This is a genomic window from Sphingomonas panni (assembly GCF_022664435.1).
Lineage (GTDB): Bacteria > Pseudomonadota > Alphaproteobacteria > Sphingomonadales > Sphingomonadaceae > Sphingomonas > Sphingomonas panni.
In genome coordinates, this window is sequence record NZ_JAKREU010000008.1 from 70,329 (window position 1) to 90,014 (window position 19,686).

The window sequence follows — 19,686 nt, forward strand, 5'->3', positions numbered from 1 at the left end:
CGTCGCAATCGCAGAAAAAACTTACGGCAACCTTACCAGTTCCTAAACGCGCCGATTGCGCGAATTTTTTTCCCGGTCGAGCCTTTGGTTGGGCGCGCTGAAATGCGCTCAATCAAAGGAGACCTTTCGTCATGAAGACCATGCTCAAGATGGGCCGTCGCGTCGAGACGGCCGCACTGGCCACCCTCGGCGTCGCAGCGGCTGCGGCCGTGATGGCCTCGCCCGCCTTCGCGGGTGCCGACGGCACGTTCGATACCGCGCTGAACGCCTTCACCGGCTTCCTCGAGGGTTCGGGCGGCAAGATCATCACCGTGCTGTCGCTGGCCGGCGGTGTCGTCGGTCTGGCCTCGGGCCGCTTCTCGCTCGGCCAGGTCGCGATCCCGGTGGGCGTGGGCGTCGGCGCCGGCACCGGCGTTCCGATCGTCACCTCGACCGTCACCGCCACCATCTAACTCGATCCGGCACCGGCGGAGATAGCAGCTCCGCCGGCGTCGTCACTGAAGGTGGCGTGATGTCAGCCGATAAGTACGTGATCCCATCGCACTTGGACGACCCTGAGCTTATCGGCTTTTGGACGTTGGACGAGTTCCTAGCGATGGTCATCCCCTTCACGTGGGGGATCCTGTCCCAACACATCGTCATCGGGATCGGCTTCGCCGTCCTGGGCTGGTGGGCACTCCGTAAGGCCAAGGCGGGACGGGCGACATCTTGGTTGATCCACCTGGCATACTGGCACCTCCCCGGCGGCTTTCCGTCTCTCAGGGCCACGCCACCTTCCTATCTCCGACTGATGGTGGGCTGACATGGACTATTCCTACCAGCACGCGCAGAGCCAGCGTGTCCTTCGCCAGCGCAATCTTCTCGGCATCGCCGCCCTTGTGCTGGCAGGCGCCGTCGCACTCCTCCTCCTCATGTCCGCGACCCGTAGTCGTGAGATCGTCCTGCAGCCGGTCCTCGGATCGCCGGTGACGGTCTCCAGCAGCGGCGTGTCGCGCGAATATCTCGAGCTCGTCACCCGCGACACGGCGGTCCTGACGCTGAACCGATCGCCCGGCAGCCTCGACTATTGGATGAAGTCGGTCCTCGCGATCGTCTCCCCGAGAGCGCAGGGCACGATCAAGGCCGACCTGCTGAAGATCGTCAACGAGCAGCGCAATTCGAGCATGAGCCAATTCTTCACGCTCGAGGGCATGGAGATCGACGCCAAGCACCTGCAGTCTACCGTGACCGGCAAGCTCAGCACGGTGGTCGGCCAGAAGATCGTGTCGAGCGAGCCGCGCACCTTCATCTACGACTGGGAGTATTCGGGCATGAGCCTGAAGCTGGTCGGATTCAGCATGGCGCAGCCGAAGGGCCGCCTGGGAGGCTCGCTGTGACGGACGCATTCTACGCCTTCGGCAGCGCTGCACTCGGCACGGTGCTCGCCTCGCGCACAATGTGCTGGCTCAGCCGCATCGCCGGCGCGGCGCTCATCGCAGTCGCGGTCTTTGTCTTTGCCGCGCCTGCCTTCGCAGCCAGCGACCAGACGCTGATGGTCGCGGACGGCGCGCAGGTGTCGTGCACCGCGTCGGCCAAGGATCTGACGCGCATCAGCCTCGTCGGCGACGAGTTTGCCGGTGTCTCGAAGATCAACACGGGCAACCCGTCGGACGACTTCTCGGTCGTAAACGAGCCAGTTCGCGGCGACATCTACCTGTCCGTTCCTGAGGGCTTCAACCGCCAGACGCTCTCCTTCTTCGGCACTTCGAAGCGCGGCTATGTCTACAAGTTCGCCTGCCGCATCGCGGGCGACCAGGCGGTGCAGGTGTTCCTCTCGAACCCCGCGATCGCCAAGGCCGACGCGGCCGAGGCGGCACCGACCAAGGTCGCCGCTGCGTCGACTCCTGAGGACGCGGCGGTGTCGTTGGTGCAGGCGATGTACGCGAACAAGTCGGTCGATGGCTACGAGCTGCGCCAGCGCTCTTTGAAGCCGGTCTACGTCGGCGACCTCAAGGTCCAGATGATCTCGGAATATCGCGGCGAGGCACTGACGGGTCGCGTTCTGCGGATCGAGAACAAGGGCACGCAGGAAAAAGTCCTGACCGAGGCACAGGTCGCGCCCGCCAGCGCCCTCGCCGTGTCGATCGCCGAGCCCAAACTCGCACCGGGTCGGGTCACGACCGCCTACCTCGTCTCGCGGAACGGAAACTAAGCCATGGCCATCAAGGACATCTTCTCGCGGTCGCGTAAGCCGCTCGACGGCCCCGAGGCCGCTCCAGAGACGGACGGCGTATCGCCGATCGCGTCCGAGCTCGACGGCAACAACGAGACCAAGAAGAAGCAGCGCATGCTTCTCGCAAGCGTCGGCGCGGTCGGCCTCGTTGCCTCGTCGTTCTGGATCTTCGGCGGCTCGGACAACGCCCGCAAGGTCGACCCCGACAAGCCCGAGCAGGTGAAGGTGTCGGTCGGCGACATGGCGAACAGGACCCTCTCCGAGCAGGAGTGGATGGCGCTGTCGGAGAACCGCTTCCAGTCAGCCGAGAACCAGCTGAAGAGCGTCGACGGCACCAACGCCCGTGTGGCGCAGCTTTCGCAGCAGATCGACGCGTTGAAGGCGCAGAACCAGTCGATGTCGTCGGACGGCCAGCGTGTCGTCTCGGCCTATCAGGCCGAGAACGAGCAGCTGCGCAGGCAGGTGAACGAGCGCGCGGCCGCCCCGCCGCCTGTCCCGGCCGGTCCGCAGGCGATGTACGGCCCGGGCAGCGCTGCGGTGTACGGCCGCGGCGCGGGGGCGCCGCCTGCCGGTCCCGATCTCTCCGCGCCTCGCCTGAGCGAAGTGAAGATGGTCTCGTTCAGCTCGACCGATCGCGGCACTGCGTCCAAGATCGCCAAGGGCAGCACGGTCTACACCGACAGCCCCAACTACCTGCCCGCGAACAGCTTCGCGACCGCCAAGGTCATCGTCGGCGTCGACGCCGCGGCGGGCGTGAACAGCCAGACCGACCCGCTGCCGGTCGTGCTGCGCATCACTGGGCCGGCGCGCTCCGTGCTCCAGAACGGCAAGCTGCTCACCACCAAGATCCAGGGCTGCCTCATCAACGGCGCCGCGCGCGGCGAGCTGTCGAGCGAGAAGGTCTACATCAAGCTGCAGAAGATGACCTGCCCGCAGCCGGGCGGCCGCTATGCCGAGTCCGAGGTGAAGGGCTTCATCGCATTCGGCGGCAAGACCGGCGTGCGGGGTCGCGTCGTCAGCCGCGAGGGATCGCTGGTGAGCCAAGCCTTCATCGCCGGCCTCGTCGGCGGGATCGGGCGCGGCTTCGCGGCCAACACCAACATTGCGCTGCAGCCCGGCAACGTCGTGCTCGCCAACGGCAAGCGCCAGCAGCTCGGGCTCGGCGACATCGCGCAGGGCGGCGTCGGCAACGGCATCGGCGAGGCGGGCGACATGGTCTCCAAGTATCTGATCGAGCGCGCCGAGCAGTACCAGCCCGTCATTGAGATGCCGACGGGTGTCGACGTCGAAATCGTCTTCCTGGAGGGTGTGTATGTCCGCAATTGATTACATCGCCTTCTGGCGTCTTCGTCCTCGCTTCATCGCCACCATCGCGGGTTGCGCGGCTGTCGTCGGCATCGGTGCCGCTGGCGCTGCGGCGGATCTCGGAATCATGTCGCCGTCCAACCAGAAGGTCGCAGCGCTCCTCAAGGCACGGCTGCCAAGGACCGACGTTTCCAAGGTCGACTGCGGCGTCGTCGACGGCCTCTGTGAAGTGACTGCCGGCAGCAATCTCTTCTATGTCGATCGTTCGGGCCGCTACCTCATGATCGGCCGGGTCTACGACATGGAGACGCGGCAGGACCTTACCGCCACCCGGCTCCTCGAGATCAATCCCGACACGCTCATCGGCGGGGCGGCTAAGGCCAACAACGCCGCCAGCAGCGACGAAGCACCGCTAACGCGTGGTGCCGGGTCCCAGCCCACCGCACCTGCAGCGCCGCAGCACCTCTCGCTCACGAGCCTGCCGGCGACCGGCGCGATCGTCTGGGGCAAGCCTTCGGGCAAGACGGTCACCGTGTTCAGCGATTTCCGCTGCGGCTATTGCCGCGCGCTCTCCAACACGCTCCGCACGATGAACGTCCGCGTGATCGAGCGCCCCATCTCGGTCCTGGGCAGCCGCGACCTCGCCAATCAGGTCTATTGCGCCAAGAACCGCGAGGAGGCCCTGCATCAGGCCTACGCCGGTGAGCCGCTGCGCAACGCCGGCACCTGCGACACGTCGGGCCTCGACGCCAACGAGAAGTTCGCGCGCGCCCATGGTCTCTCCGGCACGCCCGTCATCGTCCGCGCCGACGGTGCGATGATCGAGGGCTACCGGCCCAAGGAGGCGCTCGCCGCCTTCATCGCGGGAGGACGGTCGTGAACCCTACCAAAATCGGAGCGCTTGGTCTCATCCTCGCGGGCACTGGCCTTGCCAGCTGCACGACGATGGGTGGCAACATCAAGGGCAACTTCTCGTGCGTCGCCCCGGATGGCATCTGCGCCCCGAGTTCGACGATCGATGATCGCGCATTGGCGATGATCGCCGGCGAGGACGGCGATCGCATGATTACGCCCGCTGGTCCCTACAGCGTGCCCGCAAGCGACGGTCGCGGCCCTCAGAGTATCGCCGCGCGCTCGGTAAGTGGCGGCTTCCAGGCCGCATCAGCCGCGCCGGCGCGTAGCCAAGAGCGGGTGCTGCGCATCGTATTCCCCGCGCAGATCGACGCGGCGGGTCGCCTTCGCGAGCAGACCGCCATTCATGCCGTGGTTGAGCGTGGCGAGTGGCAGCAGGCTCTCGCTGCGAACGCGGTTGCGACCACGCCCTCCGAGGTAGCATCGGCGACGGGCGGCGATACTCTCCTCGCCGCGGTCGATCGGGCCGCCCCCCCCGTCACCGCGTCCGCGGATCCCGCCTTTGATCCCGACATGCCGAGCGCGGCTGCGGTTGCCGCTGCGCGCGTGCAGGCCGATCCTGTTGGCGACATCAAGGACCAGGTCGCTCGCCAGCTCGCGCGCAATCCAAGACGCGTGCCGGTGGCCACCCGGCCCACGTTCCGCCCTGCGCCGACAGGGGTAGCCGTCCAGACTGCACCCGTGGCTCCTGCCTCCCCGCCTCAGGCGCGAACGGCGACGACACAGCCGGTCGGCCCCGCCAAAACCCCCGCCCCTTCCCCTTCCGCGTCTGTTCGCCCTGTCGCGACGACGCCAACGGCGACGTCGGCCGTCACCGTCCCGCTTCATGCAACCCAGGCGGGTCGGACCGCGATCGCATCGGTCGCGGCAAACCCGGCAATCCGTGCGGGGCTCGCGCGCGTCGAGCCTGACGCGCGCGAAGCCGCCAAGGCCAACGGCGTCGTACCGGTGCTGCGCGCTCCCTCATTCCCCGGAGTGGATCAATGAGCTTCCTAAGCGGCCTGCTGGCGATGATCCTTGGCGATAATGCCAAGCCTGAGGGCGGACGGCCCGACACGGCGGTGCCGCGCTTCGTTCACTGGCTGCCGTATCGCAGCTTCGACCCGAAGACGAAGATCTTCTACAATAGCGCGACCCGCGGGTTCGTCCTCGAGTGCACGCCGATGCTCGGCGCGACCGAGCAGAGCCATGAAATGCTCGCGCAATTCCTCTCTGAAGGCATTCCGACGCCGGGCGCGCTGCAGGTTCATGGCTGGATGAGCCCGCGCATCAGCGAGTTGCTCTCCAAGTGGTATCTGCCGCGCTATTCGGCGGCCGGCGTCTATGAGCGCATGGCCAAGCACCGTACCGAGTATCTGCTCGGTGGCGTGTGGAACTCGCTGTCGTCCGCAGCGCCCTTCCACATGCGCAATCACCGGCTCGCCATCTCCTATTCGACGCCGGAATCGAGCCGCGTGTCCAACGAGGAAATCGTCTCCGTGATGGAGGGCCTCGCGTCCGCGCTGGAGTCCATCGGCGTCCATTCGCGCGCCATGGATCCCAAGGCGCTCATCACCTGGATCGATGACCTGACCTCACCGACGACGGCACCGGGTGACGACACGATCACCTACAATCCGTTCGATCCCATCGCCGATCAGGCGGTACGGCACGATCTTGAGATGAAGATCGAGCCCGATCGGATCCTGCTCCGGACCGAACGGTTCCGCCCAACGGGCAAGACGGTCGATAATGCACCCGAGATCGGCGAGATCTACCCCGACACCTTCGACGTGCGCTCGTTCTCGGTGCGCAACTTGCCGCAGCGTTGGGCGCCGTGGGATATGGCCAAGCTCATCGGCGACATGTTCGCCGACAAGCTGCGCATGCCCTGCCCCGTGTCGACCAACCTGTGTCTCGACTTCCCGGATGCGGAGGCCGAGGGGCAGCGCGCCGGTCGCAAGTTCATGCGGACCACGAGCCTTGCGGACTCCAAGTCGGCGCGCATGCTGCCGCAGCTGAAGGATCAGTCGGCCGAGTGGAAGTTCGTCAAGGACGAGCTGCGTCAAGGCCGCAAGCTCGTGCAAGCCTTCTTCTCGGTCACCTCTTTCAGCCCGAAGGGCAAGGGTGACTCGAACGAGCGGACGCTGAAGTCGGTGTACCGCGCCGCAGGCTGGGACCTGCTCGACGATCGCTATCTGCAGATCCAGGGCCTGCTCGCCGCTATGCCGATGACAATGGCGAACGGACTGTCGTTCGACCTCAAAAACATGAAGCGCATGCGGACGGTTCTGACCACGACCGCAGCGAGCCTCATGCCGCTGCAGGGCGAGTATCTGGGTGGCCTCCAACCGCACCTCATGCTGGTTGGCCGGCGTGGACAGCCGTTCTTCTGGTCGCCGTTCGAGAACACCGCCGGCAATCACAATGTCGCAGTGTGCGGCAAGTCGGGCTCGGGCAAGTCGGTCGCTCTGCAGGAGCTGTGCGCCTCGATGGTTGGAGCCGGCGCGAAGGTCGTCGTGATCGACGACGGTCGCTCGTTCGAGCACTCGGCCAAGCTGCAGGGCGGCGCCTTCGTCGAGTTCACCATGGCGTCTGGCTTCTGCATCAACCCGTTCGCGATGATCGACCCTGAGCTTGCCGGGCAGGATGAGGACTATCTCATGGACTGCTTTGCGATGCTGAAAAGCATCGTGAACCAGATGGCGCGGCACATCGACAAGCTCAACGACACCGAGCGCGGCCTGATCGACGGTGCCATCAACAAGGTGTGGGCGGCGAAGGGGCGTAGCGGTTGCATCGATGACGTGATCGCTGCCCTCGAGGAGACGGGTAATCCGGTTGCGACCGACCTCGGTATCGCCATGCGCCCGTTCTCGAGTGCGGGCACCTATGGCCGCTTCTTCACCGGCGACGTGTCGTTCCAGCTGAAGGCGAACCTGACCGTCTTCGAGCTGTCGGACCTGTCGTCGCGCGAGGAGTTGCGCTCGGTCGCGCTCACCGCGATCATGTTCATGGCGAGCCAGGCGATGCGCCGGGAGGATCGCTCCGTGCCCAAGGCGCTGCTCCTCGACGAGGCCTGGCAGATGCTGAAGGGCGGCTCCATGGCCGACTTCATCGAGGCCTATGCGCGTACCTGCCGCAAGTACGGTGCCTCGCTCGTCACCGCCACGCAGAGCATCAACGACTACTACAAGTCGGATGGCTCCAAGGCGGCGCTCGAGAACAGCGACTGGTTCGTCGTGCTGCAGCAGAAGGCCGAGACGATCGCCGACTTCAAGAAGCACGATCGCTTCGAGATGGACGATTACACGGATGCGCTGATGCGCTCGCTGAAGCGCAACGGCGTCGAATATTCCGACGTGCTCATCAAAGGCCCGGAATCGATGGCGGTCGGTCGCCTCGTGCTCGATCCCTACTCCGCGACCGTCTTCTCGTCCTCACCGCGCACCTTCGCGGCGATCCACGACCTGCTCGATCATGGTCTGACGATGGAAGAGGCGATCGAGCGCGTCGCCTACCCCGAGAACCCTGAAAAGTGGAGCGACGCCGGCGACGACGCGCTTCCGATCGCCGCGGAGTGACCGTCATGGCAACGCACGCAAACCCCCTTCTCCCGCTCGCCGCGCCCAAAAGGGCCGGACGGGTCGACTATGGCTTCCTGCTCTACTTTGGGCTGCACATGGCGGGCTTTCTCGCCACGACGTTGCTCATGACGTGGGGGCTCTTCGTGCTCTTCTTCCTCGTCCTGGGCGGCCTGTCGCTCGATGGGATGATGCACCACCTCCAGAACATGACCAGTCGCTATCTGGCGGCCGGATCTGACCGCGTCGACCAGTTCAAGATCACGGTGGGTATAGCGCACCTGATCCTGTCGACCGCCCTCATCTTCTTCCGCCGGCACGCCATCCTGCCGCGCGACCCTGCCGCCCGGGAGCGCCAAGCATGACCGAAGCATCGAGTGTCGACCGCAACGACGATGGCCTTGGCCTGTCGCCCGGTCTCGAAACCACGCCGGTCCGTGCATCGGGCCGCGCGGTGCCGCGGCGGGCTGTCTTCGCGGGCTACACGATGCCGCAGCTCCTTGTCGGCGCGGCGCTCCTGCTGGCCCTGATCTGGGCCATGTGGATCAGCAAGGCCGTTATGGCCGAGAAGCCGCAGCACATCGTGAAGGCGGACCTATCGCGCATTGTCGGCGAATACGTGCAGGCGCAGGCCCGCAGTGCCACGCCGCCCGACCAGGTGCAGGCGCAGATGCGGACCTTCATGGCGGCGCTTGATACCGAGCTTCAGCGGCGTGGCGCCGCAGGGCAGGTCGTCCTCGTCGGCGAGGCGGTCCTGTCGAAGAGCGTCCCCGACATCACCGGCGAGGTCGCCAAGGCTGTCTATTCGACCGGTGTTCGCGTGCCGCAGCCCGCCTCTCCCGCTCAGATGGGTGCCATGATGCGTGGACAGGCTCCGACTGCTCCCGTTGCTGCCCCCGTCGCCGTTGCGCCTGAAGTCACGCAGATTCCGACTGGTGCTCCCGCCCCATCGCCCTTTGGCGCGGTAGGGATGGACACGGCTCAAGCGGTCCCCGCCCCGGCCCCCGACCTTAGCGCTGCTGGCGCCAGCGTCTCGACCTTTGGTGGTCCCAGTGGCCAGTAACGCGGTCAGCGCACCGGCGCCGACTGAGCGCTTTCGGCCGAGGAAACGGCTTTGGGCGGCGCTCGGCCTTTTCATCGCTGGTGGCGCGTCGCTCAATGCACTCGCGGAATGGCGCGATACCCACGCCCTGCTCATCAACTCGTCAGAGTCGTTGCCGAATTGGGCCTTCGTGATCCACAAAACTGCGACGCCAGCGCGCGGTGAATACGTCTTCTTCGTGCCTCCTGCCTCGCCGCTCGTCGTTCGGCACTTCGGTGCAAAGAAGCAGATGTTCGGCAAGATCGTCTATGGCATGCCGGGCGACCTGGTTGAGCATCGCGGCGCCGACGTCATCGTCGCCGGTAAGCTCGTCGCGCACATGAAACCGCTGACAAAGTTCGGCGAACGACTTGTACCCGGCCCGACCGGCATCATTCCGCGTGACTGCTATTTCGTCGGTAGTCCGCACAAGGATGGCTTTGACAGCCGGTATGCGGCGATCGGCTTCGCGTGCGCGAACAAGATCGTCGGCGTCGGAAAGCCGATCCTGTGAAGCGGGCGCTGGAGTCCGTCGCGATCGTCGCCCTCCTCTCGGTTTCGCTGAGCTCGGCGACCCGCGCGAGCGACCATGGCATCGTCGGGCAGACATTCCCGATCGTGGAGCCGGATCTGCTCGCTACGATCGAGGCGAAGCTCCAGCGGCTGCAGGCGAATGGCGACATCGATCGCATGAATGCGGCCTTCGCTCGCAGGGCGGAGGCCCGCGTGCGGCGTCCGAAACCCGTCGCCGGTATCACCCCCGCGACCGAAGCGCGGACCTGGGCCTATGACCCGACGATCACGATCGAGCGCGACGTTCAAGATCAAAAGGGCAACTACATCGCCCGGCGTGGTCAGACGGTAAATCCACTCGATTTCACCGCCGTCACCCAGGCTCTGGTGTTCGTCGACGGTGACAACAAGGCCGAGATGGCGTGGGCGACCGCCCAATACAGCGACCTCAAGGCCAAGATCATCCTCGTCAGCGGCTCCCCCCTCGAGGAGATGACGGCGCGGCAACGCCGCTTCTACTTCGATCAGGAAGGTCGCCTGACGGGCAAGCTCGGCATCCGGCACACACCCGCCGTCGCCGTGCAGGACGGCCGCGTCATGAAGCTCTCCGAAATCAAGCTGAAGGGAAACAGCTGATGCCTCTGTGGCTCGATCTCCTGAAGACGCCGATGGCAGCGCCGGAAACGGCGGAGCTGCGCGGTATGCGCCGCACCTTCCAGTTCCTGTGCGTGGCATCTGCGGTTGGCGTCCTCGCCATCTCTCCGCTTGTGAAGCTCTTTGGTCGCCCCGCGTCCTTCGTGGTGGCGGCCGTCCTCGCGACGACGGCCCTTCACACGGCGCTCTACGTTTTCCGGAAGAACCGCGCGGACAACGCCTACCTCGACGCCGCCACTTCGCCGGAGGAGGCCGCGTGAAAGGCCTGCGCCTCCTCACCCTCGCGCTCTCCGTGTTCGCCCTATCGGCGGTGTTGAGCCCGCGCGCGGAGGCGCAGTCGAAGTGTACCGGCAAGTTCGTGAACCCGATCACGGATGTGTGCTGGTCGTGCCTGTTCCCGCTTTCGGTCGGTGGCCTCAAGATCTGGCCGAGCAATCGTCCCGACACAGACAACCCCAGCTTGCCCGTCTGCGCCTGCGGATCACCCGTCCCGCGCATCGGTATTTCGGCCGGCTTTTGGGAGCCGGTGCGTCTCGCCGACGTGTCGACCAAGCCATGGTGTTTCGTGAACCTCGGCGGGACCAAGATCTCGCCCGGCTTCGACATCGGACAGGGCAATTTGTCGGGGCCGTCGCAGAAAGGTGGGAACGGACAGAACACGTCGAAGTGGCATGTCCACTGGTACGTATATCCGCTGCTCTACTGGATGGAGATCCTCGCAGACTTCGCCTGCTTCGAGCAATCGTCCTTCGACATCGCCTATATGACCGAGGTCGATCCGCTCTGGCAGGACGACTCTCTCACCGCGCTCATCAATCCTGAGGCGGTGCTCTTCTCCTCACCGATCGCGCAGGCCGCGTGTGCCGGTGACTGCATCGCAGCGACCGCCAAGCTGCCTCTCGATGCGACCTTCTGGTGCGCTGGCTGTCAGGGACCGATGTACCCCGTCAACGGCAACATCGCTGCCTCGATCGGCCACGTTCAGGCGTCGCGCCTGGCGCTTGCGCGCTTCGCCTTCAAGATCCACCGCGAGGGCCTCGCGTGGGGCACGATGGGCTCCAAGGGCCTCTGCAACAAGTACCCGATGCCGGTGCTGCGCAAGCAGCAATACCGCGTCCAGATGACCAACCCGATCCCGACCGTCAGCGGCAAGTATGCCTGCTCGCCTCTAGGTGCCTCGACCATGCCCCCGCAGGCTGGCCGGGCCTTCCCCGTGAAGGGCGAGGACATGGGCTACCTCGTCTGGCGCAAGCGCAACTGTTGCGTGCTGTGAGGAACCACTGACATGCGTCGCTTCACCATCGTCCTCGCTCTGGTCGCCACGATCGGCGGGATTCAGGCAATCGCTCAGACCGTCGACGGTCTGGATCTCGACGCCATCAAGCGCCGCTCGGCGGCCATGCAGGGCGATGCCGAGACGTTCGCCGACCACGTCCGCAATCGTGGCGACGCCTTCCGCGAAGAAGCCGTGGCGGTCCAGACCAAGGCCACCGGAAACCTCGTCGAGCTGGCGAAAGCCGACCTGCCGGTGAACGGCGACGGTGCTTTCGATTTCGATGAGATCATCAAGGGCGCCAGCCAGAACGTCTCGTCGACAGGCCGGGGCGACGCGCCTCAGTTCATAGCGTTCGCCAGCCTCTCGATGCCGGTGCCGGCGCTTCGCCAGCTGATCGCCGACACGGCGAAGGCCGGGGGTGTGGTCGTCTTTCGCGGTTTCCCTGGCAATTCGATGAAGGCGTTCAGCGAGGCGTTGAGCAAGGTCGTGACCGAGAAGGACCAGCTCTCGAACGTCGGCATTGATCCCCGGCTTTTCCGTGCCTTCGATGTTCAGGCCGTGCCGACCTATGTGGCGGTGTCCTCCGACTTCGACCTGTGCTCGGGCCTTAACTGTCGCACCGCGGTGCCCGCGCACGATCGCATCACCGGTAACGTCTCGGTCCGCTATGTGCTCGATACCTTCGTGTCGGCCCGCGGACCGGGTGCCGGTGTCGCCTCCGTCGCGCTGCGCAACATGGCGAAGGCCAGCTAGATGAAGCGGGTCGCCGCCTCCCTGTTTCTCGCCATCCTCGTGGGTGGCGCCAGCGGCGTCATCGCGCAGACGACGATCGAAGAGGCGCGTCAGCAGGGCAATGCCATGGGCAAGGCGATGCGCGCCGATGATAGCCTCGGCCCGAATGAGCTGAAGCTGCAGGAGCTGCCCGGGTATGGCGGCACCGATCTGCCAGAGAAGGGCTATTTCGACGATCCCGACAAGCTGACGATGGATGGGAAAGTCGCCGCGCCGACGAGCGACGCATACGGCACCGTTACCGACAAGGGCGGCACGCGGCCGAGCTTCAGCAATGCCGAAATCCTCGCTGCGACCTCGCGGGGCACCGCGATCGAGAAGGATCCCGAGACCTATCTCGGCGGGCAGGACATTGGCGGAAGCCAAGGCACCTGCACCGCGCTTCCCCCATCGGTGGGCTCGAAGGGCTATTACGAAGCGACGTGCAACAAGGGCTCGAAGGTCACGCAGGCCAACGAGATCTGCCGCGGCAATATGGTCCCGCACGTCGTCAACACCGCCCGCTATTTCTACTACGGCGTTCTCGACAAGAACGAGGGCTACGGCTTTGCCCGCAATAGCGTCATGCAGGCTCGGACCGCGGCCGGCGTCTGCCGTACCGAGCCGGTGTCGAAGCACATCTGCGACGCGCAGATCGACCTCGGCGCAGGCGGCACCAACGTCGAGGACTATCGCAAATTCTGTAAGGGCAAGCTGAGCGGCACGGCGCAGCTCTATTCCTGTTCGAGCGAGCTTCCCGCCAGTGACACGGGTAGCCACCAGAATTTTCGCACCGGCACGGTCTACTTGAAGAAGGAAGGCGAAGTCAGCGTGTCCGTCACTCGCAACGAGGGCACCTGCCCGTCGCTTGCCGCAGACACCAGCTGCACGCCGCAGGCGGCCGAGGTGTGCACCGAGGGCCCTGAAACACGCACGATTGAAGGCTTGCCAGTGACGCAGAGCTGCTGGGCCTGGTCGCGCACCTTTACCTGCCAACGGCTCGAACCGGCGAGCGACTGCGGCTCGCTGGACGACAACAAGCAGTGCAAATTCCTGCGCGACGAATGTCTCGACGATCCCCAGTCGGGGGCCTGCAAGGTATCGCAGCGCGTCTATAGCTGCCCGCTGCCGGATGACCCGGCGTCGACCGACAAGCAGTATGTCTGCGGCAACGACGTCTACTGCCTCAACGGCAACTGCGAGCAGATCGAGCGCGAAGCCTCGACCGAGTTCAAGGACGCGCTCGTCGCGCTTCACTCGATCGGCGACGCCGGCAAGCAGTTCGATCCGAACAACCTGACGGTCTTTTCCGGCGAGCGCGGGACCTGCAACAAGAAGATCTTTGGCGCGTCCAATTGCTGTTCGGGCAAGGGTGTGCCGTTGCTGACGCCTTGGCTGTGCAGCTCGGCCGAGAAGCAACTCGACGAGAAGGACGACAAGGGGCTGTGCCACAAGGTCGGCTCCTATTGTTCGGACAAGGTGCTCGGCATCTGCGTCACGTCGAAGGACGCCTATTGCTGCTTCGGCAGCAAGCTATCCCGCATCCTGCAGGAGCAGGGCCGCCAGCAGATCAACAAGCCGTGGGGCAAGCCCAAGGACGAGACCTGCAAAGGCTTCACCATCGAGGAGTTTCAGCGCCTCGACCTGTCGAAAATGGATTTCTCGGAGGTCTATGCCGAGTTCATGGACGCCGCGAAATTGCCCGACGAGGTCAGTGTCATGACCGACATCCAGCAGAAAATTCAGGGGTATTATGACCTTCACGGGGGCAAATGATGTGGAAGGTCCGGGGGGACCATGCGCCGTCGACATGTCGGTGCTCGACCTCGCCATCTTCCTGCGGATCCACCGCTCCGGGCGCGGCACGTCAGCCGGCGAGGTCGCACAGACGGTCGGGCACTGGTTCGACTGTCAGATCGACCCGCGAGAGATCGAGCGATCGTTTCCTCGCATGGTCGACGCCGGTTGGCTCGTGCGCCGCGACAGCGGGATGCGCGCCACGATCAAGGGCCGCAAGCACGGCCGCAGTCACCTCCGTGGGATCGTCCGCATGCTCGATCAGGGCACCAAGATGCTCGACGTCGCGCGGATGATGCACGTCCTTCAACTCGCAATGATTGAGCTCGACGGGGAGCACGACGATGATGACGATCAGGGATAACCGCCGCGGCCGCGTCGCCGCCACGCTTCTCATGCTCCTCGCAGCTGCCGCGCCGGTCGCGGCGCCGGCGGGGGCGCAGTCGCTCGATCTCCAATCAGTGGCGATGGCCGATGCCGGCGACGACGCGGAGAGCGAGGACCAGGTGCAGCCTGAGGTCCTCGAGGCAAACGTCGATACGCCTGTTCAGGGTGACGATTTCTACTGCGGCCAGCGCCGCCTCGGGCAGTGGTTCTATTGCGAGCGTCCGAAGACCCCCCCCAAGTCCCCGCAACCTGCCCAGCAGGCTCAAGCATCGGCGACGGACCGGATGAAGGCGATCTCCAAGCAGCTCAACGAGCTGAAGAACCGCGCCATCCTCGAGCCGACCGAGGCCAACGTCATTGCCTATGTGCGCTATCAGCGCGAGCAGTTGGATCGGGCCTCCACCTTCTCCGACACCTGGCAGCGCGCGCTCTGGCAGAACCCCGACATCGACTACACGCTGCAGCGACCGGTCTCCACCGTCGGCAAGCGTGCCTGGACCGATAACCGCAGCGCAACGCGCGATCAGGCGCTGTCTCGTATCGGCCAGCGGTACGGCATGTTCTACTTCTTCGCGCAGAGCTGCGCCGCGTGCGAGGTCTTCTCTCCGATCCTCCGCTCGGTCGCCGACAGTCATCGTATGACCGTGATGGCCGTCTCAACCGATGGTGGTCCGAGCCGAACCTTCCCCAATTACGTGGTCGACAGCGGCCAGCGCGAGCGCATGGGCGTGCCGCTGGCCACGCCTGCGCTCGTCCTCTTCGACACCGTGACCCGCAAGACCGTGCCCATCGGCTTCGGCGTCATGTCGGCCGACGAGGTCATGGAGCGGATCTTCATGCTCACCAACACCAAGCCGGGTCAGGATTTCTGATGACCGCTACCACCTGCAAACCCCGCCCCTCCCCCTTCCGCGTCTTCCTGCGGCGGTCCGCCGCGGTCGTCGCGTGCCTCGGGGCCGCGAGCATGATCCCGGTCGACATCGCGCGTGCCGACGTCGCCGGGCAGATGAATAGCTTCTTCCAGGACGCGGGCGGCGCCGCCAATGTCACTGGCCCCAGCGCATATCAGGGCCAGAGCGCCGGATACTATTCGATGGGCAATGTCTGGACCCGCTTCCCGCAAAAGAGCGTGCAGCCGCTCAATCTCCAGATGCCGAGCGTGCGCGCCGGGTGTGGCGGCATCGACATCTTCACCGGCTCCTTCTCGTTCATCAACGGCGCCGAGATGGTCGCTATGCTGAAGGCGACCGCGAACAACGCGCTCGGCTTCGCGTTCCAGCTCGCGATCGACAGCGTCTCGCCCGAAATCGGCAAGGTCATGGATGGCATGGCCAACAAGGCGCAGCAGATGAACCAGATGAACATCTCGTCGTGCGAGGCAGCGCAGGGCCTGGTGGGGGGCCTATGGCCGAAGATGGCCGGAGCGCGGTCCAACGTCTGCGCAGCGATCGGCAACAGCCAAGGTATCTTCTCCGACTGGGCGCGGTCCCGTCAGGAGTGCGGACCGGGAAATAAGCAGGAGTCGACGATCGACGCCAACACCGATCCCAAGGTGGCGGAGAATGCGGCCGGCACGCCGCGCAACTACACCTGGGACGCAATCCAGAAGTCCAATAAGTTCGGCACCTTCGATCAGGCGTTCTCGGAATACCTGATGACCCTCGTCGGCACGATCATCGTCAACCCGAAGGGTGGCGATGACGGCGGCCCGGCTGTGGTCTTTCATGGGCCTGCCGAGGAGGCGGTCGTCACCGCCCTTCTCGATGGTACGGGCACGGGCGGGCAACCGGTCAAGTTTCTGAAGTGCGACGAGCAGCTGAAGTGCCTCAAGGTCACCGAACAGAATCTTCAGATCGCGACCGGACTTCGCACGAAGATCAAGGGCATGATCGACTCGATCAACTCGAAGATCCGCACCGACAGCGCGCTCGACGTTGGGGAGCAGCAGCTCCTCAATATGACGACGATCCCGCTCTACAAAATGCTCGCGGTCCAAGCGATGGCACACCAGAGCTTTAATCCCGGTGAGACGAACGCTCTTGCCGAGATCGTCGCTGTGAACATGCTCTCGGCGATGATCGACAACATGCTCGATCGGATCAGCCAGTCATCGGTCCAGGTCCAGTCGGGTGACGTCGACGTCAGCAAGGCATGGCGCGAGCAGCTGGCGTCGGCACGTGACCGCTACTCGCAGCGCGACTTCAAGCTGAACGACAAGCTCAATCAGACGATCTTCCTCATCAACAAATCCGTGATGCTGGAATCGACCCTGCAGAACAGCATGTCGCCGGCGATGGCCGCTTCGCTCAATTTCTCGCGCGGGCTGAGCGCGCAGGGCCTCAACTAAGGACGAACGGCATGGTCGAGGTCTTCACGATCGGCGGTGGCGAATACATCGTCAACACGTTCAACGCCGTCGCAGCGTGGACGGGAGGGGGCGGCTACCGTTCGCTCCTTCGCGTCGTCATGGTCCTCGGCCTGATCTATTCGCTTCTGTGCGTCGCCTTCACGATGAACGTCCGCGTCTGGATGAACTGGTTCATTGGCTCGACGCTCATCTACATGTGCTTGATGGTCCCTACCGTGTCGGTGAAGGTGACCGACCGCATCAACCCGTCGCTGGCCCCTGCCGCCGTTGCCAACGTGCCCCTCGGGCTGGGCGTGATCGCGAGCTTCACCAGTCAGGTCGGTGACTGGCTCACCCGCACGGCCGAGACGGTCTTCACGATGCCAAGCCAGCTGAACTACTCAACCAACGGCATGGTCTATGGCGCGCGCCTTTTCGACGCGACGCGCAATTTCGAGATCCGCGACGCCGAGTTTGCGACCAACCTGTCGGCGCATTTCAAGAACTGCGTGTTCGGCGACATCATGCTCGGTCAGAAGTCGATGACCGACTTGGCGAACGCGAAGGACCTATGGAGCGCGATGGGGCCGGGTTCGGTCGCCCGGTCGCAGCCTTGGGTCAGCCGCAACGGTGCGTCGGTGACAAGCGACATCATCACGTGCAACAACGCCTACAACCTGCTCTCAGAGCAATGGACGCCGATGATCGCGGCGCACACGCCGATCTGGTCGAAGCAGGCCTTCCCCAAACTCTCGACCGCCGTCGCCTCGGCTAAGCTTCGTGCCGATGTTCCGATCGTCAATCAGGCCTTCACCGCCTCGAGCGCCAACTACGAAGCCGTGATGCGGCAGAACACGGCGATCAACGCGTTCATGCAGGCTCGCGACGGGATGGCCGGTGGTCCGGGCGCGGCGTCGATCGATACCTTCGCCACGACGCGGGCGGACATTCAGGCGCGCAACACGTACAACTCGATCGCCCAACAGGCGATGAGCTGGGTTCCGATCCTCAACATCGTGCTCACGGTCGTGTTCTACGCGATGTTCCCGGTGATTTTCCCGCTCTTCCTGATGCCTCAAACGGGGGTCGGGGCGCTCAAGGGCTATCTGACCGGGTTCTTCTACCTCGCGTCTTGGGGGCCGCTGTACGTCATCCTCCACATGATCTGCATGACGCGCGCCACCAGTGCCGCCCAGGGCGCAGCGGAAGGAGGTATGTCGCTAGGCACGTTCGCGGGCATCGGCGCCGTCAATGCCGAGACGGCCACGATCGCCGGCTTCATGCTGATGAGTGTGCCCTTCCTCGCGGCGGGTCTCGCCAAGGGCGCGATGAGTATCTCGGGTCAGGCGACATCGGTCCTCAACCCGGCTCAGAACGCAGCTGAAGCGGCTGCGGCCGAGCAGACGACCGGCAACTATTCTTATGGCAACACGAGCTTCGCCAACTCGACATCGAACATGCGTCAAAGCAACAATTGGCAAGACACACCCATGTTTTCGTCGGGTGCTGCCGGTTCGAGCTTCCGATTTGACAATGGTGCCACCGCAAGCAGCTATGGCAACGGCCACTCCGTAATTGATACAAACGGGGCAATTAGTCGATTTGAGAGCACGCCGACCCTCAATGCGGGCTTCCTTTCGGATATGAAGACCACGAAGAGCGCCTATGACCGATCTGCTGAAAGTGACGAGGCCTCTGCAGCGGCGTTGACGACATATAGCCAGACGGGTCGTTGGGCCACCGGGGTTTCTGCCGAGCAAATCCGAGGCTGGGAAACGGGATCAACCTCGCAGCATACTGCGACGGTCGACCGGAGCGTCCGTAACAGTCAGGGCACATCTACCGGCCTCGAGGATCAAAGCGCCATTACGCAATCGAGGCGGCTTACCGACGGCAACAATCGTAGCGCTGAGACAATCGACACTGTTCGTGGCACGATCGGAGCCAGCATCGGCGGGGGTGGCGGTCGCCGTTCCAGTCCTGCTCCGGAAGGGGCAGGCGCCAACACTCCAACGACGGGCCGCGGCGGATTGCTCGGTCGTGCCGTTGGTGCTCTTCCCTCGATTGGTGGAGAGGTCTCCAAGACCGGGATCCAAGGCGACCGCCTCAGTCACAACGCGGATCAATCTCGCGGCACTGATGATCGCAATTCGACGACGCAGAGCGTCCGCGACGACACCACTGTCGCCAACGGCGCAAGCATCGGCGATACCGACACAAACCGCTCCGGGACGTTCGCTCGCGGCAGCACCAGTCGCAGTTCGTCGCTTTCGCGCGAAGAGGCCCTTGCCCGGGCGCATTCGTTCGAGGAGCGCGCGCGCCAGTCGCGTGAGAGGGCACAGCAGCTCTCCCAAGATATCAGCTATGCCGAAACGCATAGCATGCAGATGAGCACCAACCTCAGTGCTGAGCTTGGTGATTGGTACGCCCGCGAGAGCCAGAAAGCCGGTGGGCTTGATGCGCCTGGGCTTCATGAAGTTGGCCTGACCGGTCATCGCCGGCAGGTGCGCGATACCTTGATCGCGAAGTTCCTTTCTGAACGTCAGGAAGGTATGTTCAACGAGGTACAGGGCCAGCTCCATCTAAATGACCCGCATGAGCTGAGTGGTCCGGCGCTGGCCGGCGCAGGAGCCATAGAGAAGATGTATAAGCCCGGCGGCCTGATAGATGCTGGCGGCCCTGGGCAGTCAGCCGCACCCGTCGCTGCGGCCGAGGCGATTGAGGCAGGGTCGGGCAAGGTGCAGGATGCGCGTAGTCTGGCTACGGCGCAGCGCTCTTCTACCGTTATGGCTGCGCAGCCCGTGAAGGCAGAGATCGACGAAAAGCTTGGAAAGGGCTTCTTCGTCGACCCCTCGCTGAGGAAGTGAA

General features: G+C 64.6%; 20 protein-coding genes. All 20 read left to right on the forward strand.

The features are described 5' to 3' along the window. Window positions 1-131: 131 nt before the first annotated feature. Complete coding sequence (locus tag MF609_RS15320) at window positions 132-452, forward strand: TrbC/VirB2 family protein (RefSeq protein ID WP_066708110.1); 321 nt, start codon at window positions 132-134, stop codon at window positions 450-452. A gap of 59 nt (window positions 453-511) precedes the next feature. Continuing rightward, entirely contained in the window at window positions 512-802 is a 291-nt protein-coding gene (gene traL, locus MF609_RS15325) for a type IV conjugative transfer system protein TraL (RefSeq protein ID WP_066773306.1), read from the forward strand. A 1-nt stretch (window position 803) separates the two neighbouring features. Continuing rightward, window positions 804-1,376 carry a type IV conjugative transfer system protein TraE gene (locus tag MF609_RS15330; RefSeq protein ID WP_066773304.1) on the forward strand — a complete coding sequence of 191 codons (573 nt, stop codon included), beginning with the start codon at window positions 804-806 and terminating at the stop codon, window positions 1,374-1,376. A 59-nt stretch (window positions 1,377-1,435) separates the two neighbouring features. Further along, complete coding sequence (locus MF609_RS15335; protein WP_066773423.1) at window positions 1,436-2,191, forward strand: type-F conjugative transfer system secretin TraK; 756 nt, start codon at window positions 1,436-1,438, stop codon at window positions 2,189-2,191. 3 nt (window positions 2,192-2,194) lie between these two features. Beyond that, the gene (locus tag MF609_RS15340) at window positions 2,195-3,538 is read left to right on the forward strand and encodes a TraB/VirB10 family protein (protein ID WP_066773302.1); all 1,344 of its coding nucleotides are present in this window, start codon (window positions 2,195-2,197) and stop codon (window positions 3,536-3,538) included. Further along, on the forward strand, window positions 3,525-4,397 hold the full coding sequence (locus MF609_RS15345) for a DsbC family protein (RefSeq protein WP_066773299.1): 873 nt from the start codon (window positions 3,525-3,527) through the stop codon (window positions 4,395-4,397). Before MF609_RS15340 ends, MF609_RS15345 begins: the two co-directional genes overlap by 14 nt. Next, window positions 4,394-5,416, forward strand: a complete 1,023-nt coding sequence (locus MF609_RS15350) for a conjugal transfer protein (protein WP_183937302.1) — start codon at window positions 4,394-4,396, stop codon at window positions 5,414-5,416. Before MF609_RS15345 ends, MF609_RS15350 begins: the two co-directional genes overlap by 4 nt. Beyond that, entirely contained in the window at window positions 5,413-7,992 is a 2,580-nt protein-coding gene (gene traC, locus MF609_RS15355) for a type IV secretion system protein TraC (protein WP_066773547.1), read from the forward strand. The genes MF609_RS15350 and traC overlap by 4 nt, the downstream gene beginning before the upstream one ends. A 5-nt stretch (window positions 7,993-7,997) precedes the next feature. Continuing rightward, on the forward strand, window positions 7,998-8,357 hold the full coding sequence (locus MF609_RS15360) for a hypothetical protein (RefSeq protein WP_066773545.1): 360 nt from the start codon (window positions 7,998-8,000) through the stop codon (window positions 8,355-8,357). Next, window positions 8,354-9,055, forward strand: coding sequence for a TrbI F-type domain-containing protein (locus MF609_RS15365; RefSeq protein WP_082731337.1), 702 nt, complete (start codon window positions 8,354-8,356; stop codon window positions 9,053-9,055). The genes MF609_RS15360 and MF609_RS15365 overlap by 4 nt, the downstream gene beginning before the upstream one ends. Then, window positions 9,036-9,587 (forward strand): S26 family signal peptidase, encoded by a 552-nt coding sequence (locus MF609_RS15370; RefSeq protein WP_394427582.1) that lies wholly within the window; start codon window positions 9,036-9,038, stop codon window positions 9,585-9,587. Before MF609_RS15365 ends, MF609_RS15370 begins: the two co-directional genes overlap by 20 nt. Continuing rightward, window positions 9,584-10,222, forward strand: a complete 639-nt coding sequence (gene traW, locus MF609_RS15375; protein WP_066773540.1) for a type-F conjugative transfer system protein TraW — start codon at window positions 9,584-9,586, stop codon at window positions 10,220-10,222. The genes MF609_RS15370 and traW overlap by 4 nt, the downstream gene beginning before the upstream one ends. Next, window positions 10,222-10,500, forward strand: a complete 279-nt coding sequence (locus MF609_RS15380; protein ID WP_066773532.1) for a hypothetical protein — start codon at window positions 10,222-10,224, stop codon at window positions 10,498-10,500. The genes traW and MF609_RS15380 overlap by 1 nt, the downstream gene beginning before the upstream one ends. 32 nt (window positions 10,501-10,532) lie before the next feature. Beyond that, window positions 10,533-11,513 carry a conjugal transfer pilus assembly protein TraU gene (gene traU, locus MF609_RS15385; protein WP_231728706.1) on the forward strand — a complete coding sequence of 327 codons (981 nt, stop codon included), beginning with the start codon at window positions 10,533-10,535 and terminating at the stop codon, window positions 11,511-11,513. Between the two features lie 12 nt (window positions 11,514-11,525). After that, the gene (gene trbC / locus MF609_RS15390) at window positions 11,526-12,269 is read left to right on the forward strand and encodes a type-F conjugative transfer system pilin assembly protein TrbC (protein WP_066773518.1); all 744 of its coding nucleotides are present in this window, start codon (window positions 11,526-11,528) and stop codon (window positions 12,267-12,269) included. Beyond that, complete coding sequence (locus tag MF609_RS15395) at window positions 12,270-14,063, forward strand: conjugal transfer protein TraN (protein WP_066773516.1); 1,794 nt, start codon at window positions 12,270-12,272, stop codon at window positions 14,061-14,063. 34 nt (window positions 14,064-14,097) lie between these two features. Beyond that, window positions 14,098-14,448 carry a hypothetical protein gene (locus MF609_RS15400; RefSeq protein ID WP_066708155.1) on the forward strand — a complete coding sequence of 117 codons (351 nt, stop codon included), beginning with the start codon at window positions 14,098-14,100 and terminating at the stop codon, window positions 14,446-14,448. After that, window positions 14,429-15,343, forward strand: coding sequence for a conjugal transfer protein TraF (locus MF609_RS15405; protein ID WP_231728705.1), 915 nt, complete (start codon window positions 14,429-14,431; stop codon window positions 15,341-15,343). The genes MF609_RS15400 and MF609_RS15405 overlap by 20 nt, the downstream gene beginning before the upstream one ends. A gap of 92 nt (window positions 15,344-15,435) precedes the next feature. Beyond that, window positions 15,436-16,818, forward strand: a complete 1,383-nt coding sequence (locus MF609_RS15410; protein ID WP_066773556.1) for a conjugal transfer protein TraH — start codon at window positions 15,436-15,438, stop codon at window positions 16,816-16,818. An 11-nt stretch (window positions 16,819-16,829) separates the two neighbouring features. Continuing rightward, complete coding sequence (locus MF609_RS15415; protein ID WP_066773513.1) at window positions 16,830-19,685, forward strand: conjugal transfer protein TraG N-terminal domain-containing protein; 2,856 nt, start codon at window positions 16,830-16,832, stop codon at window positions 19,683-19,685. The last annotated feature ends 1 nt before the right edge of the window (window position 19,686 follow it).